Raw genomic sequence first — 26,441 nt, 5'->3', positions numbered from 1 at the left:
GCGTGGTCCTGGAACGGCCGGTGACCGCGGACGAGATCAACGCCGCATACCGGGAGGCCGCGGTCGGCCGAGGACCGGGAAGCCTCAACTGCGTCGGCGCATACCTGTGCGGCCGTCCCGTGCCGCGTGAACCCTTGGCCTGGCGTCCGGGACCTGCGTCGTTCACCGGACGGCGGCCGCCCGCTACCGGCCGCCGATCGACCGGATCACCGCCGCCGCGTCCGTGTCCCGGTCGGCCCGTAGGGACAAGTCCGTCGCGAGGATCGCCAGCTTCCCGGCCATGTCCATCAGCATGCTCGGCAGGATGCACTCCGGGTCGGAGCCCGCTGCGGCGATCCGGGCGAAGGACTTCTCCAGTTCGTTGGAGAACTCCGCCTCCAGGTCGGCGCCTTGCTGCTCCGGGGAGCGCGCCTCGGGGACGGTGAGGTGTTCCATGCTGCGGTCGGCCATGAGGCACGCCAGGCGGGTGCACTCCTCATCGAGGGCGGTCATGTCGACGTACACGCGGGTCTCCTTCTCCGGTAGGTCAGGTCTCCTGCATACCGGACGGCACCGTCAGCGAGTTGCGAACAGGCCCGAGCCAAGCGGCCCGTTTCTCACATATCTCCTCCGGCCTCCGAGTTGCTCACCCTGTTGCGCGCCACCGGTCCAGCTGGCTGAACCGGTGGCGCGCAGCGCGCGGTGGGGAGGTTGCAGTGCACGCTCCGCAGTAGCGTCCTGGCATGTCCTGCGTAGCTGCCACGCTGTACGGGGTTTCCGGCACTCTTGAGACGATCGGTCTGATCGTGACCGTTGCGGACATCAGCGCCGCGCGCCAACGGGTGGTTGAGTTCCTCACCCGCACGCGCCACGTCTCCGGATTCGAAGCGGTGCGTGGCGAGGACACCTGGATGCCGTTGCCTGCGCCGGATGAGTCGCAGACGGTCGAGCAGCGGGTCGAAGCCCTGGAGCAGTGGGCACGGGAGATGCCCAGACAGATCGAGCAACGGGACGATCACCTCGCTGACTTCCTCACCCTCAGCTATCAGGGCGAGTTGGAGGCTGCGCGAAAGACCGTCAATGATCAGCTCGACGGGCTCCAGAAGTACATCAAGGGAACCGAGCAGAGCACGTGGGACAGCTACAAGGGGCCGATCCTGCTCGTCCTCGGTGTACTCGTCGGCACGGCGGCGAACTTCACGGCCCTCAGCTGACGATCGACGGTGCGGCTACAGCGGGTCGCCGGGTTCGGTGACGACCTCCCGGTCGACGACCCACTTGCGGATGATCCGGCGTGTGCCGTCGTCCTCGTCGGCAACGAACTGGACGACGACGGCGGGGTCGTGGGTGTAGAGCCCGACCCACCCCTTGTACTTGGTGCGGGCGACGGCGGGGTCTGTCCACTCGCCGGTGACGGCGGGGCCGTTCTTCACGAACTGGAGGATGGCCCGGTACAGCGTCATCGCCCGTCCCTGCCGGCCGGGGCGGACTCGTCGGCGAACGGGCTCGGCGAGTGGGCGACGACGTCCGGATGCAGGCCGGGCGCGATCTCTTCGAGGTCGGGGTGGGTGGCGGCGACCTCGCGCAGCAGCCGGGTGAAGGTGACGTGATCGAGGGCGCGGCCGGTGCGGGAGACCAGTAGCGGGCCCTCGGTCTGGGTGGAGTGCGGGGCCTTGTGGGTGCGCACCGGCAGGTACTCGTCCAGCGCCCACACCAGCGGCCGGAGGATGGGGGTGAGCGGGCCGACGGCGCTGGAGCTGTTGTTCTTCACCGGCAGCCGCCAGGCCGGACCGGCCTGGTTGTCGCGCTGGATGTACTGCATGACGACCGCGATGGACTGGCCCGGGCGCAGGCCTGCGAGGGTCATGTAGGAGGCGAGGCGGGCGCGTTCGGGGTGGGGGCCGCGGTAGCGGTCGGCGGCGGTGCGCAGCGCGTCGGTCTGGAAACGGGTGAGGGTCTCGCGCTCGGCCGGCGGGGTGGGCCCGGCGAGAGCGCGCCGGGGCGGCAGGTTCCAGCGGGCCGCGCCGAGGTCGTCCTCACAGTGCGCGTAGAACGAGCGGACGGCGGAGACGGCGCGGCCACGAGAGGCGGCGGCGAGCGGGCTGCCGTCGAAAGCGGTGAGCCTCGAGGCCCAGTCCTGGATGTGCAGGGGCTCGAAGTGCCAGACGAGATCGCCGATGTAGCCGAACCAGTCCTGCTTCCAGCCGGGTGGCGCGTCGATCCCGGCGAGGTAGAGGCCGTAGCGGTACTTGGTGTCCTCGTCCCAGACGCGGCCGATGACCTCCTGGCCGTCGGGCCGGACATAGGATCCGGCGAGCCAGCCGGTGAGGATGGCGTACGGGTCCGGGGCCTGGGGCGAGGAGCTCATGGCGCCACTCTATGAACTGCCCGTGCGGCCTGGGCGGCGGCGGGTCAGCCGACGCACTAGCCGCCGCAGGTCCGCCCACACAGCGCGCGCCTCGTATCCCGTGAGCATCGCGGGGCCGCCTAGAAGTGCCCGCCGCGGCGCGGGTTCACGTCGGCTTCGGCGTCGTTGTAGGTGAGGCGGACCGTCCCGGTGGTGTGCGTCATGACGATCATCCTGACAGCCACCCCCGGCCAGTGCATTCGCCGGCCGACCTCTATACGGGTGGCTCGTCCAGGTGGGTCCGCACCGCCTCGATGAACGCGTCGAGTGTGGTTTTGATGGCGGCGGAGGCATCCGGGATGCCGCCGGGGGTGAAGCCGCCTGCCGGATGGTGCTGCCAGTGCTGCCGCAGCGTGCCGAGCTGGCGCGGGGTGAGCAGGCCCGTGCCTTCTACCGCCCGCCAGGCTTCGGCTCGCTGTTCGTCGGTTCCGGCTGGTTCGGTGAGCTGAGCCAGGGCGGCGGCGATGATCTCGTTTCCTGTGTCTGCGGCATGCCGGAGGGCGGACTGCGCGTGCCGGAGGCGGTTCATGCGGAGGGCGCGGACGGTGAGGTTGGCCATCGCGGCGTTGACGGTTTGGGCGCGCTCGGTGAGGACGTCCGGCCCCTCGATGCGGATGACGGCAAGGGACCGGCTGACATCGAGCGGCACGCGTTGCTCGGCGTGGATGAGGTAGTCCTCGACGGGGTCGTCGCTCTCGGCGAGCAGGAGCGCAGCCTTTCTGGCCTTCTCGACGGCGATGATGAATTCGACGGCGGCGTCGCGGCGTGCTTGTCGGCGGACCTGGTCGTGGGCGGCGCGGGCGGTGAGCTCGGCGGCGTGGCGGGCCGCGCGTGCCTGCCGGTACCCGACGAGGAGAGCGGCCGGGACGCCCAGGACGGCGGCTGCGGAGGCGGCCAGGGCGGCGATGGATTCGGTCTGCACCGGAGCATCCTTCCCGATGCAGTGCACCCGCGGGGCCCGATGCTGAACTTTAAGGAACAGACCGGCCACCGCCACCAAGAGCCAAGAGGTGGCTGAGCGCCGTACGGACAGTGCGGAACGGCGCCGCGCCCCGCCCCTCCCACTCATTTGGCTGGGGAGCCGGTCTGTTCCTTAAAGTTCAATGCCGAATGCGGGGCCGGTTGTCGGTGGGGGCTGGCACACTCTCTCCCGACCGCATCGCCCCGGAAAGGACGGCACGCCGCGCATGGAGACGTTCACGTTCGGGCCCTTCGCCCCCGGGGCAATCGCCTTCGCCCTCGCGGTCGGCCAGCTCTACATCCCCCGCATGCGCAAGGAACAAGGCCTGCCCAGCGGTCGGGCCTTCCTCGTGGCCTGGATGCTCGTGCTCACCGCGGTGTCCCTCGCACCGTGGGCCCTCTCCCACGTCGTCGACGGCCACTCACCCGACGACGTGTTCAATTCCTGGGCCATCGGCTACCCGACCGGCATCATCCTCGGCACCTTCGGTGGAATCCTGCGGACCCGCTCCGCCCTCAAGGCGCACTTCCCCGAACGGTACGGACGGCGATAGCCGCACACCGCACGACGGAGGCCGCCATCCCCAGTCGGGGGTGGCGGCCTCCGTCGTGCGGCGGTCTACGCCGCCTGCTCCTCGGGATGACGGGCTCGCTTGCGCAGCTCGGCCTCGACCTCGTACCGCGTCCTGCCCTCATCCTTCGCGAACGAGGTGACGGCCTCCTGCGTCTTCCAGGCCCGATCACGCCACAGACGCCAGGCCTTCTCGTACGCCGCGGTCTGCTCCTCACTCCACGGCTCGGACGTCGGCCTGCCGAAGGCGTCTCGCAGCTCCAGCACCCGTGCGTGCGCCTCGTCGGCCTCCAGCTGCAATCCCACCAGGTCCTCGAATGTCTGTGTCACGAGGACGGATCCTAAGCGGCTCCCGCCCGCATCCCCGTCACGGACTGGTGCCGGGGATGCATCGCGGGGTGGAGGTCTCCCCGTCAGGAACGATCGGAGCCAAGCGTCCCAAGGAACGCGCGCCAGGCGAGGCCGGAGACCCCGAGCGGTCGACGGGCACGGTCCTTGGTGTCGCGGACGAGTACCCCGCGGCCTCGATCGTTCGCGCAGGCCTCCACGCACGCCTCTTCGAAGTCAGTGCTGTAGCTGCTCTTGTGCCAGCCGGTGGACGGAAGAGCCACGGAGCGCCTCCAGATGGTGAGGAGAAACGGGCAGGGCGCTACGGCCCCTTACATGGGAGTCTACGGAACAACACGTCCTGTACACGGGGGTGTTGCCGTGCCGAATGCGATGGGGAGACGGGGCGCTTATGCCGCAGCCCACGGGGCGGCGTCCGCGATGGACGCCACAGGAGATGGACGACTACGAGCGGGCGCGCTCACTGCTGAGCGCGATGATCGCCGCCTACAGCGCGCGTATCGCTGATGCGCCGGACAGCGAGGCGGCCCGTGCGCTGCGCACGGAACGCACTCCGCTGCTGGAGGAGCGGGACCGGCTGACCGCGGACCACAGGGAGCGCGTCGCGGAGATCCTCCGGGACATGCCGGACCGTCTCCGTGCCGTACGCGAGGGCGGCAGCGGTGAGTGATGAAGCAGCGCCGCGGCTGCTGACGGACGAACAGATAGCTGAGATCTTCCGCGAGGACGTGCTGCCGTCACTGGAGCGGGTCTCCCCCCAGGAGACACCCCGCATGGTCATCTTCGGAGGGCCCCAGGGGTCCCGGAAGACGACGCTGCGGGGTGTGGTCGCCGAACAGCTCGGGCTGGGTGAGGACGTCGTCTTCTTCGACGGCGACGACCACAACGACTTCCACCCGCACTACGACCGCCTGGCCCGGGAACACGGCGCTCCAGAGGCCGCCCGCCTGACCCGCTCCGACACCGAGGTCCTGCGCGCCGCCATCCTGAACGAAGTGCGGACCCGACGGCTGAGCATCATGTTCATCGGCCCGTACACCAACGAGGAGTACACCGTGGGGCGGGTGGCGGCGTTCCGCGCGGACGGGTACCGCACCGAACTGGCGTACACCGCGCTGCATCCGGCGCTGTCGCAGCTCGCCACCATGGACCGCCACCTGGACGCGCTGACCAACGGCCCCGGCTACAGCTTCCTGGTCTCGCAAGAGCTCCTGGAGGCCGTCATCAACGGGGTTCCGACGGTGATGACCCGCGTGGAGAGGGACCGGCTCGCCTACGCGCTGCACGTCGTCGACGCCGGGGGCATCGCCTTCAGCAAGCAGCTCGGCGACGACGGTGTGTGGGTGCCGGAGCGACCGGCGGCCGACGTGGTCGAGCAGACCCGAGCCCGGCCCTGGGATTCCTCGGTGAAGGCGGACTTCTCCCGCCGGCGGGAGCGGGTCACGCCTGTCCCCGCGGGGGAAGACCCGGCACTGTGGGCCAGGCGACTCGCCCGGATCGACGAACTCGCCGCCCCTATGACGGCAGCACCGGGTACCCGGCCCAGCATCGCGGAGGCGGCACGGAAACGCTCCACCACGACCCCGGCCCGTGGCGCTAAGAAGGCGGCAGCCCCGCCACCGACACAGCGTCCTGCTGCTCCGCCCCGCGCACACGGACAGGAAAGCAGCTCAGGCCGGAGCCGGTGATGGCGGAAGCGAAGTGGTCGGCGGCCCGCGCTCCGCTGTGCAGGAGACGCCGTCGGACCGTGCAGATCGAAAAGCTGGCGGAGCTCGGAGTCCCAGGTCTTGGTCCTCCCATGTTGTCCTCTCACATGTCTTCGCAACCGGTCATCGCACATGGCTCTCACATCTACCCGCTGGAGCGTGCACACAGAAGACAGCTGATCCGTTTGGATCCGGCCGCCTCGTACGGCAAGGTTCAGCGGTATGAAGAGCACAGCAACCGTGGCGGCAGATGTGCAGCCGCCCAAGATCACCGGCCGGGAGACGCGGGCAGCGATGCTCAAGCGCGCGGTGCGCAGGCACGTGCCCCTGCGCAAGGCCTTCATCCAGGCCCCGCCCGGCAGCGCGAGCCGCCACGGCCCTCTCAAGGAGTTCGTCACCAACGGCGACCTGCGTGGCCTGCGGGCCTTCCTCATGGTCGTGGCCTGCTGTAGTGCGCCGAACGATGACGGTTGGACCACCACCCACGACAGCGCCGTGTGGGCCCGGCTGCTCGACACCGACGTGGCCGCCACCGACCAGGCCGCCCGCACGGCCGCGTGGCGCACCCTGCGGCGTCTGGAGGGCCGCGGCCTGATCCGGTGTACTCGCAAACGCGGCAGTACCAAGATCTCCGTCACCCTGCTGCGCGAGGACGGCACCGGCAAGGACTACACCCGCCCCGACGGCAGCACCGAGGCCGACCGGTTCATCAACATCCCCACCGCGTTCTGGCTCAAGGGATACGACGAGCAACTCGACGTCCCGGGCCTGGCCATGTTCCTCACCATCGCCCGCGAGAAGCCCTGGTCCGCCTTCCCTGCCGATCCGGCCCCGCAGTGGTACGGCTGGTCTCCGGACACCCACCAGCGCGGCCTACAGAAACTGCTCGACCTCGGCCTGGCCGAACGCCGCGCGACGTACCGGAAGGCCCCCTTGTCCCCCACCGGGTCCGCCTTGGTCTACCAGTACCGCCTCGCCGCATCGATGCGCCCTCGTCGCAAGAAGTCCGCCCCCTCGGCAGCGCCGACAGGCACCAAGAGTGGGACGTGATGCTGCTCCTGCCCCCCGCCCGCTCTCTCGGCGCGCTTCAGCGCGTCCTGCTGGTCGCGCTGCTGACGCCGGTGGTCCTCATCGTCGCCATCGCGTCGGTCCCCGCGTTCGTCGTGCTGCCGTTCTTCCCTGGGGGCACCGACCGTGTGACCCTCCTCCTCACCACCCTCACCGGGTACGTCACCGCTCTGCTGACCAACAGCCGCCCCGACCCGTGACCTCGCCCCCGCCTGCGCGACGAAACGCCGCAAGGAGGCCATGCAGGACCAGTAGACGGGCTCCGGCAGCGCGAAGGGGCCCGTCTACAGACGGGCCCCTTCGCGTCGTCAGTCGATGGCGGCCGGGGCCGACTGGGTGGGGAGCCTGACGTCGGGATGGAACTCGGCGTACACCTCGCGGTGTTCGGCGAGATGGTCCCGCCCGGCCTGGGTGACGTGCAGCAGCGGCCAGTTGTCCCCGTAGTGGCCCCAGCCGTCGAACCGGGCCAGGTTCGTGTACTCGGCAAGGCCCCGCTCGACGAGGACTCCGGGTGCCTTCTCGCTGCGGGTTGCCTGCTTGACCTCGTACGAGAACAAGCCGCGCGGAATCGCCGCCAGCTCCTTCTCGGTCGCCCGCCCGTACCGCTCGACCTCGATACGGGCGTGGTGGGCCCGCCGGGGGTGCTCGGTGCCCACGAGAGCGACGAGCAGCCGTAGGGCGGGCTTGTCCAGCAGCCCGGCCGGGCGGCGCTTGCGCAGCTGTTCCTCCTCCGGAGGGGCGTTGAGCAGCCGGTAGAGGTAGCCGTTCCGCAGGGCGCGGTGCAGGTGCACGGCCAGTGCCCACGGCTGTTCGAGTGCGGTGCCGCGCGCCGGGCTGGGCACAGCCTCGGTGTGGAGTCCGGCGGCGGCCTTCGCCTTGCCCTTGCGATTGGTGCTCGCCCGGCGCGGCCGCCTGCGCTGGCATTCCGCGTACAGCCGCTCGCCCTCCACGTCGACCGCGACCACCCCGGTCGGGGTGTACGCCGGCAGTTCCGTCACGGCGGCCTCCGTGTACGTACGGATCGCTGCCACCGGGTCGGCGCCCTCGACGAGCGCGGTCACCGCGGCGAGTGTGGCGGCCGTGTACTGCGGCAGACGCTGCGCCAGTTCGATCCGCATCTTCGCCCGGTAGCCGTCGAAGGTGTCCGCCAGGGTCTTCGCGTGGGCGCGCTTGAGCTCGTGGACTTCCCGGTACATCGCCAGGGCCAGCTGCCCCTCCTGCCGGTGGAGCTCCTCCTTGAACTCGGCGTCGGCCCGGGCGCGTTCCTCCTGCGCCCTCTTCTCGGCCCTCTCGGAGGCGTGGGCGAGCGACCAGCATTCGCCCCGCAGCCCGTCGAGCAGCCGGTCCGCCTCCTCCGGCCAGCCGACCCCGCCCGACGGGTCGGGCAGGTTCAGCTTCGGGTACGCCGCGGCGTAGGCGGCGTGGTGCTCGGCAAGGTGGGCGACGCCCTCCTTGGTGATCTCGAATCCCTGGTAGGTGCCGCGCGAGCGGGCCAGCCCGCGCGGGATGAGGTCCTTGTCGATGGTGGGCGAGCGCGTCCAGTCCAGGTATCCCTTGGGGCTGCTGGACGCGTCGTAGAGCTGTCCGAGGACCTCGGCGGCCCGCTCCTTGAGAGGCACCTTCGTCCGGGAGGCGCGGGGCTTGGTCACCCACCGCATCAGGGCCCGGCCCTGTTTGGTCATGGCCACCTGGTGCATCCGCCCGAACGGGGTGGCCCGGTCGTCCAGCGTGATCAGGCCGTGTTCGACCAGGACCTTGATGGTGGAGCCGGTGCCCTGGTCGTGGTGTCCGGCGCCGCGCCAACGGATCTGGAGCTCGGTGCGGCCCACCAGGTCGGGCAGGGACGGTTCGTGGTACGCGTCGATCGTGCGCCACTCGGTGGCGGGGAGACGGCTGTAGTTCCCCGATGCACCCGCCTGGCGCTGCGCGGCCTCCCGTCCCTGGTCCTCCTCGAAGATGGTCTTCAGGTAGAACTGCTGACGCGGGTTCAACCGCTTCCACAGCTCGGCGTAGTCGGTGGCCACGGCCTCCCTCCTAGGCGTCGCCGGCGTCGGACGCCAGCGCGGTGACGACGGCTCCGTCGAGACGGTTGGCCACGTCCTTGGTGTGACCGGCGCAGGTCCTCATCGTGCCGCCCTCTGCGTCAGTGACCGTGTGCGTGACGGGCTCTCCGCAGGCGTTTCCGAGCCGGTCGTAGTCCCAGGACCTCCCGCAGCCCAGGGCGGTGCACCAGGCGCGGCCGCCGGAGCTGGACAGCGTATTGCCGTGATCCGGGCACACCCCCCAGGGGACATCGCACAGGCTCGGGTCGCGGGCGACGCGCGTACGGGCGAGATCATTCGCGGTCTCGCCGAGCGCTTCCCCGGCCTGCGCCACCCACCCTGCGGCGTCGTCCAGCCGGAACGCGGTGTGCCGGGTCTCCTCGCTGGTCCTCAGCCGCTTCTGGACGTCGTTGATGCGCCGCTGGAGGGCGGTCGCCTCGGCCATCAGGGCGCGCAGCTCGGCCGGGGTCGGCTCGCCGGCCTCGGCGGGCTTGGCGGGGTCGGTCACTGGTCTCCAGTCCTCTCCTTCGTGGTGGGCATCGCGGTCACAGGCCGATCCCCTCGGTGGCGGCGTCCTCGAACATCTCGCCCTCGTCGACGTACTCCCAGAACACCGGCGAGTTGGCGCTCCAGCCGCCCTGCTTGCGCAGCTTCTCGACGCGCCTGCCCTTCTTGCGGCCGGTGGTGACCAGGCCCCGCCGGCCGGAGTGGCCGGTGATGCGGCGCCCGGTCAGGCCCGCGTACTTTGCGGCCCGGGCCATGGCCCGGCCGACCCCGTCCGGGGACAGCCGGGCAGAGCCCAGGTAGCCCCACTGGTCGACCGGGAGGAACGCGGGGCCGCCCGGCGCGGCCCCGGCGGCGAGCTTGGCCGTCTGCCAGGCCTGCCAGCAGCGCACCGGGCACGTGTCGGCGTTCTCGCCGTAGGTGACGGGAACGTCCCGGGCCGGACGGTCCTTGACCTCCGGGACGTGCACCTTCAGGCCCTCCTCGACGACCTGGATGTGCGGGTCGTCGAGTACGGACATCTCCTCGTTGCGCCCGGCCACGGCGAACTTCAGCGTGTTCAGCGCCCGGTCCCGCAGCCGGGCCAGCTCCGGCACCACGTACGTGCGGCGACGCCGAGCGCCCTCCTGCGGGGCGCGCTCGCGGGCCGCCGTGTTCATCACGTGCAGGTCCTTGGGGGCGATGGGAGAAGCCTTGCCCCGCCCCCGGGCCTGCCGCTCCTTGTGCTTCTTCAGCGGCTTCAGCGCCCGGCGGGCCGCCTCGGTGGCCGCCTTGGGCACGATGTACCCGAAGCGGCGGGCCTCCGAGGTGACGCCGGTGATCCTGCGCTCGATCGAGTTCGGCGCCGCCTCCTTCACCTCGTCCAGCCACGTCACGAAGCCCACGAAGGTGCCGACGGTGACGGCGCTGAGCGGGAGTTCGGTGCCGGTCTTCTCCTTGAGCCATCTATGGAACTCGACCCACAGCTGCCAGTCGCGGGCGTACCCAGTGCGGGTCTTCCTCGGCCGGACCCGCTGAAGGTGCTCCTCAGCATCCTGGTCGAGAGCCTTGAGGACGGCGGCCGCCACCGGGTCGTACGTCTCGACCGCGCCCTCGGCCCCGCTGTCCTCGTCCTCGACGAGCTCGCCGACGACGACCTCGACGTGCTCCAGCTCGGTGGTCATCGTCCTCCGTTCGTGGTGCCGTTCCCCTCGACGGCCCGGGGCGACCAGTTCGGGGTCGGGTTCACCGGCCCGCCTCCGCGGTGTCCGGGGCAGTCTGCTGCTGGCCGCGCAGGGCACCGACGCTCCAGCGCAGCGGTTCGTGCTGCGGGTGGCTGGTGACGAGGTCCATCAGGTAGGCGTCCATGCCGGGCGAGCGGTCCTCCAGGGTGAGCGGGTGTTCGGGGTCGGGGTGCGGGAGGACGGCGAAGGCGAGGGCGCGGGCGAGGATTTCCGGGCCGGTGCCGCCGTAGCCCCAGGTGACGTCGTCGTGGGTGTAGCGGGGGTCGGTGGGCAGGATGTCGCACCGTCCGTCCGGGAGCAGAACGAACACGGTCATGCTGCCAGGGGTCGCGGCAATCTCGGCGTCGTCGGGATAGGGGGCGGCGGGCAGCGCGCGGGGGCGTTCGACGGCCACCGTGCCGGTGGTGGGGTTGTGCAGGACCAGGCGGCCGAAGGGGTCGTAGCCGGTGCGCAGGCCCTCGAGGTCCTTGTCCCACAGGTGGCCGCGCAGGGCGGCGGCCCGGTGGGCGTCGCCAGCGGCCGGGCCCCACCAGGAGACGGTGGCGAGGTAGGCCTCTTCCGCGTCGCCGAGCTGGGAGATCGCCTGAGGGGCCGGGCCGGGGTCGTCCACCAGCGTGGGGTCCAACAGGTGGCGGGTGCTGACCAGTTCCGGTTCGGCGGCGGCCAGGGCGTCGCCGAGGTCCGGGTCGGCGTGCGGGCCGCCGGTCTCGGCCTGGTCGGCCAGCGCACCGGCCAGGGTGCGCACCGCGGTCAGGGCACGGTGCACGGCGCCGGTCGACAGTTCCCGCTCGGGCAGGTTGGCGTAGCGGGTCAGCAGGTGGTTCTCGTCGGGGGTGGGCTCGTAGAAGCGGCGTTGGACCAGGTGCGCACCCCGGTCCTCGGTGGCGGCGTGCCGACGGTAGTAGTCGGCGGCGGTGAGGGCGTCCGGTACCAGGACCCGCACGGCGATGCCCAGGGCCTCGGCGACGCGGGCCGCGTCGTGGTGCCCGCCGTCGGCCAGCAGGCCGAGCGCTGGCAGGCCGGGGCGGGCGTCATCCCCGGCGAGCAGGGCCGTGCGGTAGGCGTGCAGACAGCCGAGGCGGCGCAGCTGGCTGCGCAGGCCGTGCGGGTCGAAGTCGATGACGGCCGGGCGCTGTCCGGCGGCCAGCGCGGTGACCACGGCGGCGGTGTAGGTGCCGGGCGGGAAGTCCAGGTCGGGTTCGGTGCCCAGGATACGGGTCAGCTGGGCGGGCTGGACGCCCTGCCAGACGGGGCTGTCGAACTCGCCGTTCCAGGTGTCCCGGCTGCCGCGCCGCAGGAGGGTGTCGAGCAGTCCGCCGTTGCCCGCGGCGCGGGGGAAGGCGAAGGACACGTACTGGATCTGAAGTTCGGGGCGCGGGAAGCCGCGCGGCCAGAACCCGAACCACCAGGCGCTGCGGGCTTCGCCGATGCCGAGGTGCTTGGCGGCGATGGCGCGGGCCACGGTCTCGGCAAAGTTGACGATGATGCCGTGCGACTCCGCCAGGGCACCGTAGAGGACCACGGTGCGCCGCGTGCCGGCGGTCGGGCCGCGCCAGATGCGCACGTGCACGCGGGGCGGCTCGTCGAACCAGACGCCGGGCACGGTGAGCACCTCGTCGACGTCCAGGCGCAGCGGGGCGTCCGGTGCGGCGACCGTGTCCCAGTCGGGGGTGGGCGGCCGCCCGGTGGACGGATCGCTGCCCGCCAGGGCCAGTTCGATGTCGGCAGCCCGCCACATCCGGGTGCGCCCGGAACGGCCCACCGGCTGCGGCAGCTGCCCGCTCTCCACGAGCTGGTCGACGCGCTGTCGGCTCACGCCGAGCCGCTTGGCGATCTGCGGGCTGGTGTACAGCTCATCCAGGCTCACGCCACCCCTCCTCTCCCGGCGCAAGCACGCGCCTTCCTGAGTGTCTGTCAAACAAGACGTTCCCATGTGCACTTGCTTCAAAGCAAGTGCCTTCGAGGAAGAAGTAGCGGTATCGCATCGCCGCAACTCCCGTATGGGCAGCGGTGCAAGACGGTGGCGGTCGGTGTCCGTTTTATCGCCTCGGATATGGCACGTTATCCGAGGCGATAGCGGTCCGTCCCGGCGACGCCGGGGCTCGTCAGGCTGTCCCTGACACCGACCGTGAGGCAGGGGCAGCCTGACAAATACGGGCGTCAAGATCTGCCGTACACGTGAAGGGCGTCAGGAGCAATCTGCCCTGTCGGCACGATCGGGCAGACCTGACGTATGCGGGATGACAGGGTGGCCCTGACGGTGTGACGAGTCAGGCCCGCCCGACGAGTGAAGGGGTGTCAGCTATAGCCTGACGGGCATGACCGACACCGCACCGCCCCGGCCGGAGTTGCTCTCGCCCCGGGACGAGGCCCACGTCGCCTACGGCCTGCGTGCCAAGACGCTCGGCGACCTCGCCTACGACCTGCTCGCCCACCCCGCCGACAGCGGCGACGACACCAATGTCGTGCCGCCCGGCGAACGGGTCCGCCGCGCGCTCGCCCTGCGCGCCCGCCTGGACCTGCTCATCGCCCAGGCCGGGGTCGCCGACCGCGAGGACGGCGCCACCTGGACCGAGATCGGCGCGGCGGCCGGGATCACCCGGCAGGCCGCCCAGGAACGATGGGGCCCGCACGTCGCCGCCTGGGCAGCCGCTGGCCGCCGCGCCGTGCCCGAACACCGGGGCGTGAGCGCCCTGGAGGCCGCCACCGTCCTCAACCTCGGCTACGCCCGCCTCGCCGACGACCGGCCCGCCGACGCGTTCAGCCGCGCCCTGGACGCGGTCCGTTTCCCCGGCGCCGAGGCCGCCGAACGCGCCCGCCGCGAACGCGCCGTCACCGTGCGGGCCAGCCTCGCCGGGCTGGCCGACGCCGAGAACCGCCGCCAGGACCACCTGCACCGCCTGGCCCGCGACGGGGCCGAGCCCGCCGAGCGCGCCGCGGCCCTGCGGAGCCTGGCCGAGCTGCGCGAGGAGAGCGCCGAGCGACACGACGAACTCGCCGGCCTCGAACCCGACCACGCCGACAGCCACCGCAGCGCCGCCGCCCAGGCCCGCGACCGCGCCGCCCACGACCGCGAGTTCGCCGCCCTGCTCGCCCCGCAGGACACCCCCGCCCCCGCACCGTGACCCGGATCACAGCGGATTTCCGGAGATTTGTTGCCGGTGGCGCCGCTCCCCGGGACCGAGAGGTGAAGCATCCCCTCGTGCAAGGAGCAGCAGGACCGTGAACCCCGAGTCGGCCCACGACTGGCCCCACCCCATCCCCGCCGGGCCCACCGTCGGTCCCTTCGCCGACTTCGTCATGCCGACCGAGGACGGCATCCGCCTGGAAGACCAAGCCGAACGACGTCGCCGCCATGTCAGGGTGCACCCCATCGAGAAGCTGGTCGCTCCGGCTAAGGACGGCCCCCCGGACCTCGTACGGGCCATCGTGATCCGCGGCACCGTCTGCGGCATGTGGAACACGATGGGCCTGCACCTCAGCCCCGCCGACGGCGCTGCCGCCGTCGACCGCCTCACCGCCGAGATCCTGGTGCTGCCGCGCAGCGAGCGGTGGCGGGAGGCCGTGTCCACCGCCGTGGCCGGACCCTGGTGCGAGCCGCTCTGGCAGACCGGGCAGTTGCCGGCCACCGCGCTCGGCGCCCTGAAGGCAGAGGCCCGCACCCTTCATCACCAGCTGGTGCCGGTCTGGCGGCACGGGACCCGTGCCGGGCGGGTGCTGTCGCTGGACGCGGACCTCGGCGGGCTGTCGCTGTACGACCTGGTCACTGACGACGTCGACCTGCTCGCGCACACCACGGGCGGGGTGTACGACGACGACCGGCTCAACCGCGTGCTGGGCCGCCTGCATCCGGCGGAGCGCGCTGTGGTGGTCGCGTACGCCGCGCGCGAGGGGACCACCTGGACCGAGGCAGCGGCCGCCGCCGGCGCGGCCAAGCCGGAGGACTTCGGTGATCGGGTCCGGCGCAAGGTCAACCGGCTCGCCGCCGAACAGCGCCGCCGCGCAGCCCAGCGTCGCCCCGCTCCCCCGGCCGCCTGACACAGGCTCACACCCCTCTCGCCGGGCGGGATCCCCCCACGTCATGCCCGTGACTCTCCTCACGTGGGCGTGGGTTGCGCGGCTAGCCCATCACCGGCTCCGACGTCCGGCGCCTGCTGCGTGAACGCACTGAACGCGCAGCTCAGGGCCTATCCGGACACCGGCGAGAGGCCTCAGCGACACCTTCCCTTGGAGCACTTGCGCGGCTTACCCCCGGCTCCCGCACACTCCGGGCCCTGTTGGTGTCCCACCCCGCAACACAAGGGGTGAGACCTGCCCACGCTCCACTCCGCATGCGAGACGCGCATGCCCGAACCCACGGGAGAGATCCGCCGTGTCCACGCTCGCCCTGCTCGTCGCCGTCCTGCTCGGCCTGGCCTTCGTCCTCGTCCCCGGCGGCCTCGCCTACCTGGCGTACCGCCACCCCGCCGCCCGCGGCCCGATCGGCATCGGCCTGGCCGCCGTGGCCGCCATGGCCGCGATCGTCGTCCCGATCGCCCTCCGCTGAGCCCGCATGGGTCGCCTCCCCCGACCTGGCACCTCCATGCAGAATTATTGGCTGATTCTCCATCGTTCTACATTGACGGCCCCGGCTCCCCTCCGGCACACTCAGGGCCATGCAGAACAAGAAGAACAAGGGAAGAATCCACCGGAGGCCCGCCGCATGAGGATCACGATCGAGGGCGCCTCGGAGGAGTTCGGACGGAAGCTGCTGGAGATCGTCGCCGAGCACCGGCACGAGCTGACCGTCGCCGTGGGCACCGAGTGGACTGTCGAGCGGGCGGAGCGCTACCTGAGCGACCTGACCGCTGCGGCCCTCCGCTTCGCCTGGCTCGTGGTGGAGGCCGACGGGTCGAAGGACGCCGACGAACTGCGCGACGCCTTCGACGGAGAGCTGCGCGGCCCGACCATCACCCTGTCCCGGGCGGTGCCGCGCGGGGTGCGCCGGGGCTGGTGGCCGGAGGGCACCCCGGCACCCATCCAGCCGCTCTACGACCCGGCCAACCCGTCCTGGCAGAAGGCCATCCGCTACGTCATGGACGCCGAGCACCTGGACGCTTTCCGGGAGGCCTTCGCCCGGATCGGAGCCGGACGCCCGGCCGCCGAGCAGGACCAGGACGACGGGGAGGAGCAGCCGTGAGCCTGCGCCTGATCGTGTGGACCATGCTGGTGCCCGGCCTGGTCGGCATCGCCGTGATGGGGGCGATCCTGTGGCCCGTCCACGACAACATCCCCTGGCCGCGCCTCCTCGTCGCGGGCGCCGCCATGGCGGCCGTCCAGCTCGCCGGAGGCGCCCTCGGTGGCTTCCTCGTCGGCTACCGCCACGGCTGGCGGGTGCTGCTGCCCTACGCCCCCACGGACCCGCCCCCAGCCTCCAACTCCGACCGCGAGGAGAAGAGTTGAGCACCCCTGACACGCCGCTGGCGACCGCCCGGGCCGCCGCCGCCGAGGTCCCGGACCCGGCGCCCGGCAGCTGGGCGGCGCACCTGCACGCCGCGCTCGCCGAGGTCGACCGGCTCACCGAACTGCTCGATGCGTACCGCGCCCCGCTGCCTCAAGGCTCCTCGTCGAAGCCGGAGCGGGACCCGTCGTACGAGCGGATGGAGCAGCGCCGCCGGGAGGCGGAGACCGGCTACACCGACTACCCGCCGTTCGTCGGCAGGGTGCTGTGCCCGGCCCGCTGGAAGTGCACAGCGGGCGTGCTCGCCGTCTTCCAGCCGCTGAAGGACGGACGGCTGCCCATGCACCGCCACACGACCTTCGAGACCCCGTGCCCGGGCGCGCACAAGAAGCCGGTCACCCCGCCGCTGAAGCTGTGGGAGCCGACCCCGCCGGCCGAGGACACCGCCCCCGAGGACGAGCCGGTCGACGTCGTGGACCCCGCAGCCCGGCTGTCCGCCCGTCCCACCACCGACACCAACGAACAGGAGACACCGTGACGTTACCCGCCGCCCCCCGCCTCGCCGCCGCCAAGGAGTACCTCGGCATCCCGGTCGTAGTCGCCATCTGCGGATCCACCCGCTTCATGGCGGAGATGAACGAGGCCGACCTACGGGAGACCGCCGCCGGGCGCATCGTCGTCAAGCCGGGCTGCGACCTCAAGCAGCCGCACCCGCTGTGGGCCGACCCGGCCGAGGCGGAGGCCCTGAAGTCGCGGCTCGACGACCTGCACCGGGCCAAGATCCGGCTCGCCGACGAGGTCCTCGTCGTGGGCGACTACATCGGCGAGTCCACCCGCGCCGAGATCGCCTACTCCCGCGGCCTGGGCAAGCACGTCCGTTTCACGCACCCCCAGGTCGACCCCGACCGGGAGGCGCTGGCCGCGTCCCCGTACGAGATCCGGACCGCCGGATCGGCAATGGCCCTGACGGTGATGGCCGTTGAGCCGGTGCCCGGCCTGTACGTCTACGAGCAGCCGGAGGATCTGCGCGGCCCGGGCGACGAGACCACCCACCCGTGGCGGCTGGGCCACCACTCGGGCCTGCCGCTGGCCGCCTTCCCCTCCCAGGACGACGCCGTCCGCGCCGCGTTCGAGGTCGCCGCCTTCGCCGACTGGACCCGCGACGCCGAGGACCTGCGGGCGGACGCGTCCTTCGACCTGAGCGGCTACTACGACCGGCTGATGGAGCGCACCAACGGCCTGCTCATCACGCGGTCGTCGAAGGAGGCGTCGTGACGTACGAGAGCGACCTCGCGGCCGCCAAGCGCTCGGGCACCGCCTGGGGCTGCACCTGCGGCGAGGACAACCCGCCGCACTACGACGCCTGCCACGCCTGCCAGCGCCCGTCCTGGACCTGCGCCACCTGCGGCACCGTCAACACCTGCGCCCGCAGCGCCTGCAACGAGTGCGGCAACGACATGCCCGCCGAGCTCCTCGGCGACCGGGAGGAGGGCTTCGAGATGAGCTGGGAGGAGTGGATCGCCACGCAGGTCGGGCCCCGCACCGTCGGCGGCCGCTACGACCACGGCGACCCCGCCGGCGCGTACGAGGTCCTCGCCATCGACCGCGGCCCCCGGCCGCTCGGCACGTGGCCCGTCTGGGAGATGACCGTCCGCTACGACCGGGACGGGCAGGACACCTCACACTGCTCCGGCTGGAACCCCGCCCGGGACCGAGTCCTCTCCCCCGGCCTCCCCACCGACTCCGGACGAAAGGACGCGCCGTGACGTTACCTGCGCTCCCCAGCCCCGACCCCGTGGCCAGCGCCGACGCTCTGTGGCGGCTACTCGCCGAGCACCAGCCCGCCGTCGCGGCCGCCCTCGCCGTGCAGCTGCGACAGATGCCCGAGGACTGGCCTCTGCGCGTCCTCGGCGTCGGCCGCCCCGACACCGCGCTCGCGCTGCCCTCCCCCGAGCATCCGCTGGAGATCGAGCCGTACGACCCCGACGACTGGGAGAACTGCGGCGCCTGCGCCGGGCTCGACCAGCCGTGCCGCTACCACACCGGCTACATCGCGGGCTACGAGGCTCTGAACGGGCCGCTGACCGAGGCGGCCAAGGTCGACCCGACCGTCACCGTCGCCACCGCGCTGAAGCGGCTGACGGAGGCGGAAGAGGCCCAGGAGAGCGGCCAGCTGACGGCCGCCGTGGAGAAGCTGACCGGAGGTGACCAGGCATGACGGCTCTGCCCACTGGCCCGATCGTTGTCGTCCCGCCGCTCGTCCTGGCGCCCGGCACGCTCGTGGTCGCGATCGGCTCGGGGGCGTCGGGCAAGTCGACGTTCGCCGCCGATGCGCCGGTCGACGTGGTGATCTGCCTCGACTCCCTGCGCCGCGAGATCGGAGGGGACGAGGGCGATCAGTCCGTGACCCCGGCCGCCGTCGCCCGGCAGAACGCCCTGCTGGAGAAGCACCTGAGCGCCGGAGACTCGGTTTTCCTCGACAGTACGAACGTCGAACGGCATGTCAGGGCCGACCTGGTGACGCGGGCCCGCCGCCACCGCCGCCCCATCATCGCCCTGCGCTTTCCCCTCGACCTGGAGACCTGCCTGGCCCGCAACCGGCTGCGGCCGGCCAACCGGCAGGTGCCGGACCGTGTCCTCGCCTGGCAGAACGGCCTTACTCAGGAAGCCACCCCGCAGGCCCTGCTTGCGGAGGGCTTCACCGCCGTGCACCAGGTCCACCACCACACCCCGACAGGAGCCTCCATGCCCGACGACCTGCCCGAGATCCGCTTCGCCGTCATCACCGACCCCGACCGACGGCACGCCTTCTTCTGGGCGGCCCCCGCCGAGTCCTTCGACCGCCTCCTCGCCGCCTGGAACCGCGACGAGGACCTGACCGCGAAGCCGTTCGAGTTCACCGACCCCAAGACCGTCGCCGAGACACGGGCCTGGGTCGCCGACGTCCAGCGGAGCAGCGACCGTCCCGCGATGGTCATGGTCGGCTCGGTCGAGAACGGCCAGTGGGTCAACTGGAACCTCGAAGCTGTCCCGCGCCCGCCCGTCCCCACCTACTGACTCTCCCCCGCACCTCCGTTGCGACCAGCGGAAAGGAAACCATCCCATGCCCGTCCGTAAGCAGCGCCTGCGTACGCCCGGTTGGCGCAGGGGCGACAACTGCATGATCGTCGACCGCACCAGCGACTTCGGCAACCCGTTCACCATCGCGGCCGCCATGGACGCCTTCGGATACACGGAGGCGCAGGCCCGCACGACCGTGGTCGCCGAGTTCGGCCCCTGGCTGGGCGGGAGCCGCTCCTACTGGCAGTCCGACGAGGGCGACCAGCGCCGGGAGAAGATCCTCAAGCGGCTGCCCGAGCTGCGCGGCAAGGACCTGGCCTGCCCGTGCGAGCCGGATGAGGCCTGCCACGCCGACACCCTGCTGGAGTGGGGCGCCCTGTCGGTGCTCGCCCTGGACGTGCGCATCGCCTCCGCCCGCGCCAAGGTCGACCGGCAGCGCACTGCACGCGGCGAGGAGGCCATGTACGACGCCGAATCCCTGGCCGCCGTCCTCACCCGGAAGGTCCCCTGGCGCTGCCTGGTCGACGTCGACCCCGGCGACGGCATCCCCCAGCGCTGGGACGGCGGCACCTGGAGCCAGCACCTCATGCGCCAGCGGCTCGCCGGGGAGCCGGTGACGGCCCGCCTGGTGGAGGTCTTCGCGTGAGCGCACCGGCCGAACTCCCCCGCCTGGACCGGGCGGAGGCATACGCGAGGGTCGTGCACCGCATCTACCAGGACCGGCGGGCCGCCCCGCCGGCGCGGGAGCTGCTGATCGCGGTGGCGTACGCGGTGTTCGTCTCCCCCACCGATCCGGAGCGGAGGCTGACCGCGGCCGCCCGGGTGCTGGGCCGGAAGGCGGGTCAGCCGCGGTTCGACACGCTCGTCGCGGCGGACGCCCCGCGCTACCAGCCGCCCCGCGAGGCGGGCGACTGGAGTCCCGGGCAGGCACCGGGCTGCCAGGCCCCCCGCCTGCGCGAGTACGTCTACCGGCCGCGCCGATCCGCCCGAAGCGGGGAGGAAGCGGAGGAAGCCGTTGTGCCGCTGCGTCGTCCTCCCGCGCCGGTCGTCCACGTCCCGGCCGGATACGTCCCGCCCGTCGACTACCGCAACGCCCGGGGCATCTGTGGCGCCAACTCCCACCACAAGGTGCTGGAGCACGACCCGCGCACCGGTCGGGTGATCCCGCACTGGTTCTGCAAGCGGCACGTCGAGCACGCCGAACGGGTCGCTGCCCAGGTCGCCGAGCAGAACGCGGCCGCCCCGGAGCCGATCCCCAACACCGGTGGCCTGCTCGCCTCGTACTTCAAGGCGCCGTGGGGGGAGGTCTACCGCCGCTACGCGCCGAAGACGTGGTCTCCGCCGTCGTACGGACTGGCGGCCGACGACTGGCCGGACCCGGGCAGCCCGCCGCCGCCGCGCTCCCGGCTCCGCCTTGTCGCCGACTGACGACGGCAGACGCCACGAACGGCCCCCGTGCGATAGAGGCGCTCGGGGGCCGTTCTGCTGCCGCAGCGTACTGGTCCGGCCCGACTGTCAGTGCCGTACGCCAGGATCCCCCCATGGCCAGCCTGGATGAACTGCCCCCGTACCGACGCGCACAGCTCCTGTGGCGCTGGTCCCACCAAGGCGCCGAGTTCGTCGAGCACCTGGTGCACAACGCCAAGAAACGGCCCTGCCACCTGCCGACTCCGCCGCCCGGGCCGCCGGGCAGAACCCTCGCGCTCCCCGGCGACGACGGCCGGTTCCATCTCGAACGGGCGGGCCGGATGCTGTGCGGGGAGACCGAGGCCGCCGGCGCCTGGAGCCACCGACAGCACTGCGGGTGGATCGAGCGGGCCAACGGCCCGGAGCCGTGGCGGGGCGGCCGCGTGGACGGCACCGACACGGTGGTGTGGGGCGCTCTCGTCGCCGAGTGGACGGTCCAGGCGACGGGCCCGGGCGTGGATCCCGGCACCGTCGAACGGACGAACCGCTGCGACGGCGGGAGGTACGAACTGCGGCACCTGTGGCCGCCACCTCCGGCCCGTACAGCGTCCATCCGGCGCCTGCGCGCCGCGCTGGTCGACGCGCTCGGTCCCGACTGCCACCTGTGCGGCCTGTACCCCGGGGCGATGGTCGACCACGACCACCAGACGGGCCAGGTGAGGGGGCTTCTATGCGCCTTCTGCAATCGGGTACTGGAGGAGTGCCCGCACCTCACCGGCTGCCCGCGGGCCGACTACCTGCTCGTTCCCCCAGCCGCCGGGCTGAACCTCACCTACCCGACCAGCCAGCAGTGGCGGCCCAAGGAGTCCACCCGTCAGCGGGTGATCGAGCAGCTCGGGTTCGACCCCTTCGAGGGGCTGGATCCGGCTCCGTAGGCCCCGGACTCCCAGCTCTGTCCCCAGGGGAAAAGTAACCGGTGGGTAGCAACGGCGTCCCGCCATGCCCACTGAACAGTACGGACGCTGGGTCAGCACCGCCGACACCCCGGCAGCCGACGCCCTGTGCCCGACTGCGCGCCCCGGACGCGCCGGGGCTGGACGAGGGCGACAGGGACCGGGCAGGGCTAAGCCCGTCTCAGCGACCGCGGAAGTCATGGACGAGCTGCTTCAGTTGTCCCGGGTTGGCTCCGACCATGTCCTTGACCTTGTTCCCGCGCTCGAGGAACACGAACGTCGGCATGGCTCTGACACCGTACTTCTCCGCGATGTCCGGCAGCGCGTCGACGTCAACCTTGTAGAAATCGACGGAGTTTTCTGGCTCGTTCGAGAGGTCCTCCAGCACCGGGCCGATCGTCTTGCATGGGCCGCACCACGCCGCCGAGAAGTAGATGATGACCTTGGAGCTGGAGGCGGCCTCCTGGAAGTGGGTGATGCTCGTGATGGGAGCGACGGGCATGCTCAGGCACCTCACTTGTTCCGACTCACAGTAACCAATCCATTACGGATAGTAATGCCACCGTGCCAGAAGGCATACGCCCGCGCCACCCCGGACGTATGCGAACCGCGTAAGCGCCCTCGCCGATCCACGGCCTGAGCATCACTCGTAGCTACTTTGCCCCCGGGGGCAGAGCTGGGAGTCCGGGGCCCCGTAGCGCGGAAAGCGGCGGGCCCCGGCGTCCCCCTGTGGGGATCGTCGGGGCCCACCGCTGTCGGCCGCCGGACCGCTCAGTCTTCGTCCGCCGGGCCAAAGACACCAAGGCAGTCCGCGCACATGATCTTGCCGCGGCTCAGCGTCCTCGGGGAGGCCCTGATGACGTTGGGCGGGGTGCACTGGCAGACGCCCTTGGCGTAGTTGCGGTCCTCCCGCTCCGGCTTCTGCGGGCCGTCCTCCTCCTCGGCCTCGTCGCCGCCCTCGGTCTCGTAGCCCTCGGTGTCCAGATCGTCGTCCACCTTCGCGCCGGTCCGGGAGCGGCCGCCGCGGACGCCGTAGAAGTTGGGCACGCGGGTGGCGTGGATCGCCGCGTCCAGGGCCTCGATCTGCTCCTTGTACGCGGCCTTGGTCTCGTCGCTCATCGTGGTGCCCGCGAAGCCGTACTTCTTCTTGAAGTAGTCGCTGACGTCGGGCTTCTGGATGAGGCCCAGCTCGGCGGCCGCCGCCTTGAAGCGCTTGTTGTGGTACTGGCTGGCCGAGCAGTCATCGACTCCCCGGGCCTGGTTGAGGGCGTGGGCGCCCTCGTGGATCAGGGTCGCGAACACTTCCTCCGCGCCGCTCTGGAGCGATTCGGCGGTGACGAACACCTCGTGGTGGACACCGTCGCCCTGGCGCAGGCGCCAGCGCTTGGCGGAGAAGTGGGCGAGCTTCATCGTCGACTCGCGGCCCCCCGTGGCCATCGTGATGACGGCCTCGGGGACCTCGGGGTGCCGGGCGCGGATCGCTTCCCATCCGGCGATCAGTGCGGCGGTGACGGTGGCGGCGATCTCCGCGACGGGCGCGGCCGGCGCGGTGGTGGCGTCTTCCGGAGAGTCAGCGGGGGCCGGGACGAGGGCGGCGGTGGCGGTGGTCATGGATCAACCATACCCAGAAACTCACCTCTTAAGAGGTGAGTTTCTGGGGTGAGTTGGCCGTGTCGTCCGTCACCTCCCCCCGAGCGGAGGGGAGTTGGAGGCCGGGAACGCGGCGAGGGCCGCCGGGTCAGGTCCGGCGGCCCTCGGGTCTGGCGGCGGGTCAGGAGGCGGCGGCGCGTGAGGTGGGAACCTCGGCGAGTGCCGACCGTGCGCCCCGGAGTACGGCGTAGTTGTCTGCCCGCCACACCCACGCATTGCCCTCGATGACGGGCCGGATGACGAGCGGCTGACCCTCGGCGCGCGCCCGGACGTGGGCGGCGGCGAGCGCGGCGGCCAGTTCGAGGTGGAAGTGATCCGGCACCGGCGGCCGCGCCGTGGATCCGTCCAGCCCCGCCCCGGCGAACCGGGAGTACGGCTCCGGGCTGTCCACCAGGGCCATCCAGCCGGACACCTCACCGCCGGGAACCTGGGCGAGCAGGCGCGGCCGCTCGCCGACGAGCTGCATGTGCCGCACGTCCTCGGCACGGATCAGCCGGTACCGGCCGTCGTCCTCGGTCAGGTTGGTTGCCACCCACACATCGGCCATGCTCACGATCCCCCTTCAAACGGTTGCTGGCGGACCCTGGTTGGGTCCGCCAGGCGTTCGGCACGGCCGGTCAGGGCTTGGAGGGGTACATGCACGGGTCCGGGACGTATCCGGTGAGCCCGTTGTACTTGATCTTGTTCCAAGCGTCATGGCGGAGAGTGCCCTTGCTGCCGCAGGCGTTGTGCACCCCGCCCCAGAAGATCGTGAACGCTCCGTCGTCGTAGAGGCTCTTCGCTGCGGAGCCCTTCGGGACCAGCCCGAGCGCCGTGCTGTTCCTGTCGGGCTTCTGGCGGATCTTGACGGACTCCTGCGCGTACTGTGTCTTCCATGTCGCGGCGGATGCCGTAGGTGTCTGCTCCACGACCATCGCGGCGGCGGCAACCGACGGTGCCACGGCTGCCGTTCCTCCGGCGAGGAGGCTGGACGAGAGCGCCAGCACTGCAACACGCTTGATGCCCACCCGGGCAAGCGGCATCGGCGTCAGCCGGTGCACGAGGGGTCCTCCGGTATGCACGTGCCGGTGTCGTCCGCGCTGGTATGGAGGAGATCGCTTCGGATCCAACCGGTGCGGCCCTTGGCGTTGCCGGTGGTCATTCGGACCTTGTACCAGATGCCGCTGGTGATGACCTTGACGTCCTTCTCGCTGCACTTGTCGCCCCTGTAGGCGACGGCCACGACGGTCGAGTGGGTCGACGCCTTGGAGCGGAGGTTGGCCGAACTCGCGGTGACATAGCAGCCCTTCGCGGCCGCCTCGGCCGTGCCGGCGGTAGCGACAAGCCCCCCGCCCGCGAGAGCGGCGGTCAGGGACAGGGCGGTGATGACTCGACGTATCTGCATTTCAGCCCCTCCCTTCAGCACGGAGGGGTGCAGGTGTCGACGGTCGGAACGTGGACCAGGTCCTCCCTGACCCAGCCCCGCACGCCCTTCGCGTTTCCGGTGGTCATCTTGATCCGGACCCAGGTGAGGTCGGAGTTCCACTTGAGATCGGTCTTGGAGCACTGGTTGTTCTTGTAGGCAACTCCCAGCGCTGTGCTGGAGGCGGAAGCCTTCGAGCGGATGTTGGCCGAACTCGCGGTGATGTAGCACCTGTTGTCGGCGGCCTGGGCTGTACCGGTGGTGGCGACGACACCCGATCCCGCGAGGGCCGCGGTCAGAGTCAGGGCGCCTATTGCTCTGCGTGCACGCAACTGTATTTCCCCGTTCTAAATCTCGGCGTTCCCCGGAGTGCCTTTGCTTTAGGAACGCGACCGCAGTCAATGAAACTCCACCGGGTCATGTCAACTTTTTACGCCTGCCGCAATAGAATGCACTCTTACTCCATTTCGCCACGCGCAATACCGCAGCTGCGCCGAGGCTTCCCCGTTTCCCTTTTACGCGCAGCGCAATAAGGCATTTCGCGTGACGCAATGGAGGCCCGTGGCGCCCGATTTGATGGGGTGTAAATTTCACCAGCCGTTTCGCGCCGCGCATGTACGATGCAGAGGACGGTTGAACTTGCAACCAAGGGGGTGAGGGGGAACCGGGGGTTCGGGGCTGAGGACTTCGTGGCGAGGCCGCGCCACGGGAGAACGGCCCGTCGGGGATAGCCGCTTAGCTGACCCATGTAAAGGCGGCGCGCACAAACGAGGAAAGTCACCTTGTTCACCGCAGCAAGCAACGCAAGCGCAGGAGACCAGTCCACAAATTCACAAGGAACGGGCGGCACCGCCCACGCCCGGCGGGTGAAGATGGTCGAGCGGGCATTCATGCTCCTCGACGGCCCCGCGCACGGCCCCAGCGAAATCGCCGAGGCCACCGGACTCAACGTCACGGTGGTGTACCGCATCTTGCAGTCCGGCATTCCGAGCCGATACTTCGTGCAGGGCCCCGGGGGAAAGTACAGACTGGGGCCAGGGGCGGCGGCCATCGGCATGCACGCGATGGCGTACACGCCGGGCACCGAGACCTCCCATCCGATCCTGGAACACTTGAGCAAGGCGCTGGACGCCATGGCGCTGCTGTGGGTGTTCTCCCCCTACGGCGCCCCGCGCCGGGTGCTCGCCGACTACGCGCCGGGCCGCTACGACCTGGAGGCGCTGGGGCTGGGGGTCACTGAACTGGTCGCCGTGGGCGGCTCGTTGCGCGTCGGCCCGTCCGGGCGGGTGATCGCCGCGCACCTGTCGGCGCCGCAGGTCGACACGGTGCTCGCCGAGCCCATTCCCGCTGGCGCCGGGCCGGGGGCCCTGGCCGAAGGGAAGTTCCGGGCCTCGCTGAAGGAGATCCGGACGGCCGGATACGCGCTGGGCTACGAGGAGATCGCCGGATGGGGTGCGGTCGCCGCTCCGGTGCTGTGGGGCGACACCGTGTACGGGGCGATCGGCGTGCTCAAGCCGTCCTCGCTGCTGACCGACACTCCCAGGACGGTCGCGCGGACGGTGGCGGCGGCCGACCGCCTCAGTGTGCTGGTGTCCGGCGGCGGGCTTCCGCTGGCCGGATAGAACCGCGGGCCGCCCGACTCGAACGCCTTCTCCTTCCGCGACGTGTCCGGCAACTACCTGCGCCACTACGACTTCCGGGCCCGCTTCGACGCGAACGAC

The 26,441-nt window shown here is 71.3% G+C and carries 35 protein-coding genes and 2 pseudogenes; 21 read left to right on the top strand and 16 right to left on the bottom strand.

Annotated features, from left to right (window positions below):
• Positions 1–183: 183 nt before the first annotated feature.
• On the bottom strand, positions 184–504 hold the full coding sequence (locus ACWC1K_RS48715; RefSeq protein WP_450840432.1) for a hypothetical protein: 321 nt from the start codon (positions 502–504) through the stop codon (positions 184–186).
• Positions 505–785: 281 nt separating this feature from the next.
• Here ACWC1K_RS48715 and ACWC1K_RS48710 point away from each other — a divergent pair, with 281 nt between their 5' ends.
• Positions 786–1,193 (top strand): hypothetical protein, encoded by a 408-nt coding sequence (locus tag ACWC1K_RS48710; protein WP_450840430.1) that lies wholly within the window; start codon positions 786–788, stop codon positions 1,191–1,193.
• A 15-nt stretch (positions 1,194–1,208) separates the two neighbouring features.
• On the opposite strand, the gene ACWC1K_RS48705 is transcribed toward ACWC1K_RS48710, so the two are convergent.
• From ACWC1K_RS48705 to ACWC1K_RS48695, 3 genes are all read right to left on the bottom strand, one after another.
• The gene (locus tag ACWC1K_RS48705) at positions 1,209–1,442 is read right to left on the bottom strand and encodes a hypothetical protein (protein WP_450840429.1); all 234 of its coding nucleotides are present in this window, start codon (positions 1,440–1,442) and stop codon (positions 1,209–1,211) included.
• Positions 1,439–2,347 carry a hypothetical protein gene (locus tag ACWC1K_RS48700; RefSeq protein WP_450840428.1) on the bottom strand — a complete coding sequence of 303 codons (909 nt, stop codon included), beginning with the start codon at positions 2,345–2,347 and terminating at the stop codon, positions 1,439–1,441. The genes ACWC1K_RS48705 and ACWC1K_RS48700 overlap by 4 nt, the downstream gene beginning before the upstream one ends.
• Before the next feature lie 253 nt (positions 2,348–2,600).
• Positions 2,601–3,308 (bottom strand): hypothetical protein, encoded by a 708-nt coding sequence (locus ACWC1K_RS48695; protein WP_450840426.1) that lies wholly within the window; start codon positions 3,306–3,308, stop codon positions 2,601–2,603.
• A 265-nt stretch (positions 3,309–3,573) separates the two neighbouring features.
• Between ACWC1K_RS48695 and ACWC1K_RS48690 the strand changes: the two genes are divergently transcribed.
• On the top strand, positions 3,574–3,900 hold the full coding sequence (locus tag ACWC1K_RS48690) for a hypothetical protein (protein WP_450840425.1): 327 nt from the start codon (positions 3,574–3,576) through the stop codon (positions 3,898–3,900).
• Positions 3,901–3,965: 65 nt separating this feature from the next.
• Here ACWC1K_RS48690 and ACWC1K_RS48685 read toward each other — a convergent pair whose 3' ends face one another.
• Positions 3,966–4,247 carry a hypothetical protein gene (locus ACWC1K_RS48685; protein ID WP_450840423.1) on the bottom strand — a complete coding sequence of 94 codons (282 nt, stop codon included), beginning with the start codon at positions 4,245–4,247 and terminating at the stop codon, positions 3,966–3,968.
• A gap of 83 nt (positions 4,248–4,330) precedes the next feature.
• Positions 4,331–4,528 (bottom strand): DUF397 domain-containing protein, encoded by a 198-nt coding sequence (locus tag ACWC1K_RS48680; RefSeq protein ID WP_450840421.1) that lies wholly within the window; start codon positions 4,526–4,528, stop codon positions 4,331–4,333.
• Positions 4,529–4,656: 128 nt separating this feature from the next.
• Here ACWC1K_RS48680 and ACWC1K_RS48675 point away from each other — a divergent pair, with 128 nt between their 5' ends.
• From ACWC1K_RS48675 to ACWC1K_RS48660, 4 genes are all read left to right on the top strand, one after another.
• The gene (locus tag ACWC1K_RS48675; RefSeq protein WP_450840420.1) at positions 4,657–4,935 is read left to right on the top strand and encodes a hypothetical protein; all 279 of its coding nucleotides are present in this window, start codon (positions 4,657–4,659) and stop codon (positions 4,933–4,935) included.
• Positions 4,928–5,953, top strand: coding sequence for a zeta toxin family protein (locus ACWC1K_RS48670; RefSeq protein WP_450840419.1), 1,026 nt, complete (start codon positions 4,928–4,930; stop codon positions 5,951–5,953). The genes ACWC1K_RS48675 and ACWC1K_RS48670 overlap by 8 nt, the downstream gene beginning before the upstream one ends.
• A gap of 240 nt (positions 5,954–6,193) precedes the next feature.
• Positions 6,194–7,021, top strand: coding sequence for a hypothetical protein (locus tag ACWC1K_RS48665; protein ID WP_450840418.1), 828 nt, complete (start codon positions 6,194–6,196; stop codon positions 7,019–7,021).
• Positions 7,021–7,239, top strand: a complete 219-nt coding sequence (locus ACWC1K_RS48660) for a dTMP kinase (protein WP_450840417.1) — start codon at positions 7,021–7,023, stop codon at positions 7,237–7,239. The genes ACWC1K_RS48665 and ACWC1K_RS48660 overlap by 1 nt, the downstream gene beginning before the upstream one ends.
• 108 nt (positions 7,240–7,347) lie before the next feature.
• Here ACWC1K_RS48660 and ACWC1K_RS48655 read toward each other — a convergent pair whose 3' ends face one another.
• The 4 genes from ACWC1K_RS48655 to ACWC1K_RS48640 all read right to left on the bottom strand — a co-directional run bounded on the left by ACWC1K_RS48655 (position 7,348) and on the right by ACWC1K_RS48640 (position 12,675).
• Positions 7,348–9,063, bottom strand: coding sequence for a hypothetical protein (locus tag ACWC1K_RS48655; RefSeq protein WP_450840415.1), 1,716 nt, complete (start codon positions 9,061–9,063; stop codon positions 7,348–7,350).
• Positions 9,064–9,073: 10 nt separating this feature from the next.
• Complete coding sequence (locus ACWC1K_RS48650; RefSeq protein WP_450840413.1) at positions 9,074–9,589, bottom strand: hypothetical protein; 516 nt, start codon at positions 9,587–9,589, stop codon at positions 9,074–9,076.
• A gap of 37 nt (positions 9,590–9,626) precedes the next feature.
• A complete protein-coding gene (locus ACWC1K_RS48645) occupies positions 9,627–10,748 on the bottom strand; it encodes a hypothetical protein (RefSeq protein ID WP_450840411.1) in 1,122 nt (373 codons plus the stop codon).
• A gap of 61 nt (positions 10,749–10,809) precedes the next feature.
• Positions 10,810–12,675: a helix-turn-helix transcriptional regulator gene (locus ACWC1K_RS48640; RefSeq protein ID WP_450840410.1), complete on the bottom strand. Its 1,866-nt coding sequence runs from the start codon at positions 12,673–12,675 to the stop codon at positions 10,810–10,812.
• Positions 12,676–13,126: 451 nt separating this feature from the next.
• Here ACWC1K_RS48640 and ACWC1K_RS48635 point away from each other — a divergent pair, with 451 nt between their 5' ends.
• The 13 genes and pseudogenes from ACWC1K_RS48635 to ACWC1K_RS48575 all read left to right on the top strand — a co-directional run bounded on the left by ACWC1K_RS48635 (position 13,127) and on the right by ACWC1K_RS48575 (position 21,650).
• A complete protein-coding gene (locus ACWC1K_RS48635) occupies positions 13,127–13,933 on the top strand; it encodes a hypothetical protein (RefSeq protein WP_450840408.1) in 807 nt (268 codons plus the stop codon).
• Positions 13,934–14,030: 97 nt separating this feature from the next.
• A complete protein-coding gene (locus tag ACWC1K_RS48630) occupies positions 14,031–14,846 on the top strand; it encodes a hypothetical protein (RefSeq protein ID WP_450840406.1) in 816 nt (271 codons plus the stop codon).
• A 334-nt stretch (positions 14,847–15,180) separates the two neighbouring features.
• Positions 15,181–15,354 carry a hypothetical protein gene (locus ACWC1K_RS48625; RefSeq protein ID WP_361343073.1) on the top strand — a complete coding sequence of 58 codons (174 nt, stop codon included), beginning with the start codon at positions 15,181–15,183 and terminating at the stop codon, positions 15,352–15,354.
• Positions 15,355–15,510: 156 nt separating this feature from the next.
• Positions 15,511–15,987, top strand: coding sequence for a hypothetical protein (locus ACWC1K_RS48620; RefSeq protein WP_450840404.1), 477 nt, complete (start codon positions 15,511–15,513; stop codon positions 15,985–15,987).
• The gene (locus tag ACWC1K_RS48615) at positions 15,984–16,250 is read left to right on the top strand and encodes a hypothetical protein (protein WP_450840403.1); all 267 of its coding nucleotides are present in this window, start codon (positions 15,984–15,986) and stop codon (positions 16,248–16,250) included. Before ACWC1K_RS48620 ends, ACWC1K_RS48615 begins: the two co-directional genes overlap by 4 nt.
• Complete coding sequence (locus ACWC1K_RS48610) at positions 16,247–16,786, top strand: hypothetical protein (RefSeq protein WP_450840401.1); 540 nt, start codon at positions 16,247–16,249, stop codon at positions 16,784–16,786. Before ACWC1K_RS48615 ends, ACWC1K_RS48610 begins: the two co-directional genes overlap by 4 nt.
• Positions 16,783–17,154: pseudogene (locus ACWC1K_RS48605) on the top strand (hypothetical protein); the annotation flags it as partial. The gene ACWC1K_RS48610 and the pseudogene ACWC1K_RS48605, both read left to right, overlap by 4 nt.
• 365 nt (positions 17,155–17,519) lie before the next feature.
• On the top strand, positions 17,520–18,014 hold the full coding sequence (locus tag ACWC1K_RS48600; protein ID WP_450840400.1) for a hypothetical protein: 495 nt from the start codon (positions 17,520–17,522) through the stop codon (positions 18,012–18,014).
• Positions 18,011–18,466 carry a hypothetical protein gene (locus tag ACWC1K_RS48595; protein ID WP_450840398.1) on the top strand — a complete coding sequence of 152 codons (456 nt, stop codon included), beginning with the start codon at positions 18,011–18,013 and terminating at the stop codon, positions 18,464–18,466. Before ACWC1K_RS48600 ends, ACWC1K_RS48595 begins: the two co-directional genes overlap by 4 nt.
• Positions 18,463–19,305 (top strand): AAA family ATPase, encoded by an 843-nt coding sequence (locus tag ACWC1K_RS48590; RefSeq protein WP_450840396.1) that lies wholly within the window; start codon positions 18,463–18,465, stop codon positions 19,303–19,305. Before ACWC1K_RS48595 ends, ACWC1K_RS48590 begins: the two co-directional genes overlap by 4 nt.
• A 46-nt stretch (positions 19,306–19,351) precedes the next feature.
• Positions 19,352–19,954, top strand: a complete 603-nt coding sequence (locus ACWC1K_RS48585) for a DUF4326 domain-containing protein (RefSeq protein ID WP_450840394.1) — start codon at positions 19,352–19,354, stop codon at positions 19,952–19,954.
• A complete protein-coding gene (locus ACWC1K_RS48580) occupies positions 19,951–20,736 on the top strand; it encodes a hypothetical protein (protein WP_450840393.1) in 786 nt (261 codons plus the stop codon). Before ACWC1K_RS48585 ends, ACWC1K_RS48580 begins: the two co-directional genes overlap by 4 nt.
• Positions 20,737–20,849: 113 nt before the next feature.
• Positions 20,850–21,650 (top strand): endonuclease domain-containing protein, encoded by an 801-nt coding sequence (locus tag ACWC1K_RS48575; protein WP_450840391.1) that lies wholly within the window; start codon positions 20,850–20,852, stop codon positions 21,648–21,650.
• Between the two features lie 199 nt (positions 21,651–21,849).
• Here ACWC1K_RS48575 and trxA read toward each other — a convergent pair whose 3' ends face one another.
• From trxA to ACWC1K_RS48545, 6 genes are all read right to left on the bottom strand, one after another.
• A complete protein-coding gene (gene trxA, locus ACWC1K_RS48570) occupies positions 21,850–22,170 on the bottom strand; it encodes a thioredoxin (RefSeq protein ID WP_450840389.1) in 321 nt (106 codons plus the stop codon).
• 269 nt (positions 22,171–22,439) lie between these two features.
• Positions 22,440–23,279 (bottom strand): hypothetical protein, encoded by an 840-nt coding sequence (locus ACWC1K_RS48565; protein WP_450840388.1) that lies wholly within the window; start codon positions 23,277–23,279, stop codon positions 22,440–22,442.
• 160 nt (positions 23,280–23,439) lie between these two features.
• On the bottom strand, positions 23,440–23,871 hold the full coding sequence (locus ACWC1K_RS48560) for a hypothetical protein (protein ID WP_450840386.1): 432 nt from the start codon (positions 23,869–23,871) through the stop codon (positions 23,440–23,442).
• A 64-nt stretch (positions 23,872–23,935) separates the two neighbouring features.
• Positions 23,936–24,259, bottom strand: coding sequence for a hypothetical protein (locus ACWC1K_RS48555; protein ID WP_450840385.1), 324 nt, complete (start codon positions 24,257–24,259; stop codon positions 23,936–23,938).
• Positions 24,260–24,345: 86 nt separating this feature from the next.
• Positions 24,346–24,702, bottom strand: coding sequence for an SH3 domain-containing protein (locus tag ACWC1K_RS48550; protein WP_450840383.1), 357 nt, complete (start codon positions 24,700–24,702; stop codon positions 24,346–24,348).
• Positions 24,703–24,716: 14 nt separating this feature from the next.
• A complete protein-coding gene (locus ACWC1K_RS48545) occupies positions 24,717–25,052 on the bottom strand; it encodes an SH3 domain-containing protein (RefSeq protein WP_450840381.1) in 336 nt (111 codons plus the stop codon).
• 450 nt (positions 25,053–25,502) lie between these two features.
• On the opposite strand from ACWC1K_RS48545, the gene ACWC1K_RS48540 reads away from it, so the two are divergent.
• Both ACWC1K_RS48540 and ACWC1K_RS48535 read left to right on the top strand, forming a co-directional pair.
• Positions 25,503–26,342, top strand: a complete 840-nt coding sequence (locus tag ACWC1K_RS48540; protein WP_450840379.1) for an IclR family transcriptional regulator — start codon at positions 25,503–25,505, stop codon at positions 26,340–26,342.
• 21 nt (positions 26,343–26,363) lie between these two features.
• A pseudogene (locus tag ACWC1K_RS48535) lies at positions 26,364–26,441 on the top strand (AbfB domain-containing protein); the annotation flags it as partial.

This window comes from Streptomyces sp. NPDC001492 (genome assembly GCF_053597275.1).
Note: the sequence above shows the minus strand (reverse complement) of the source record. Positions and strands in the feature narration are given on the sequence as shown.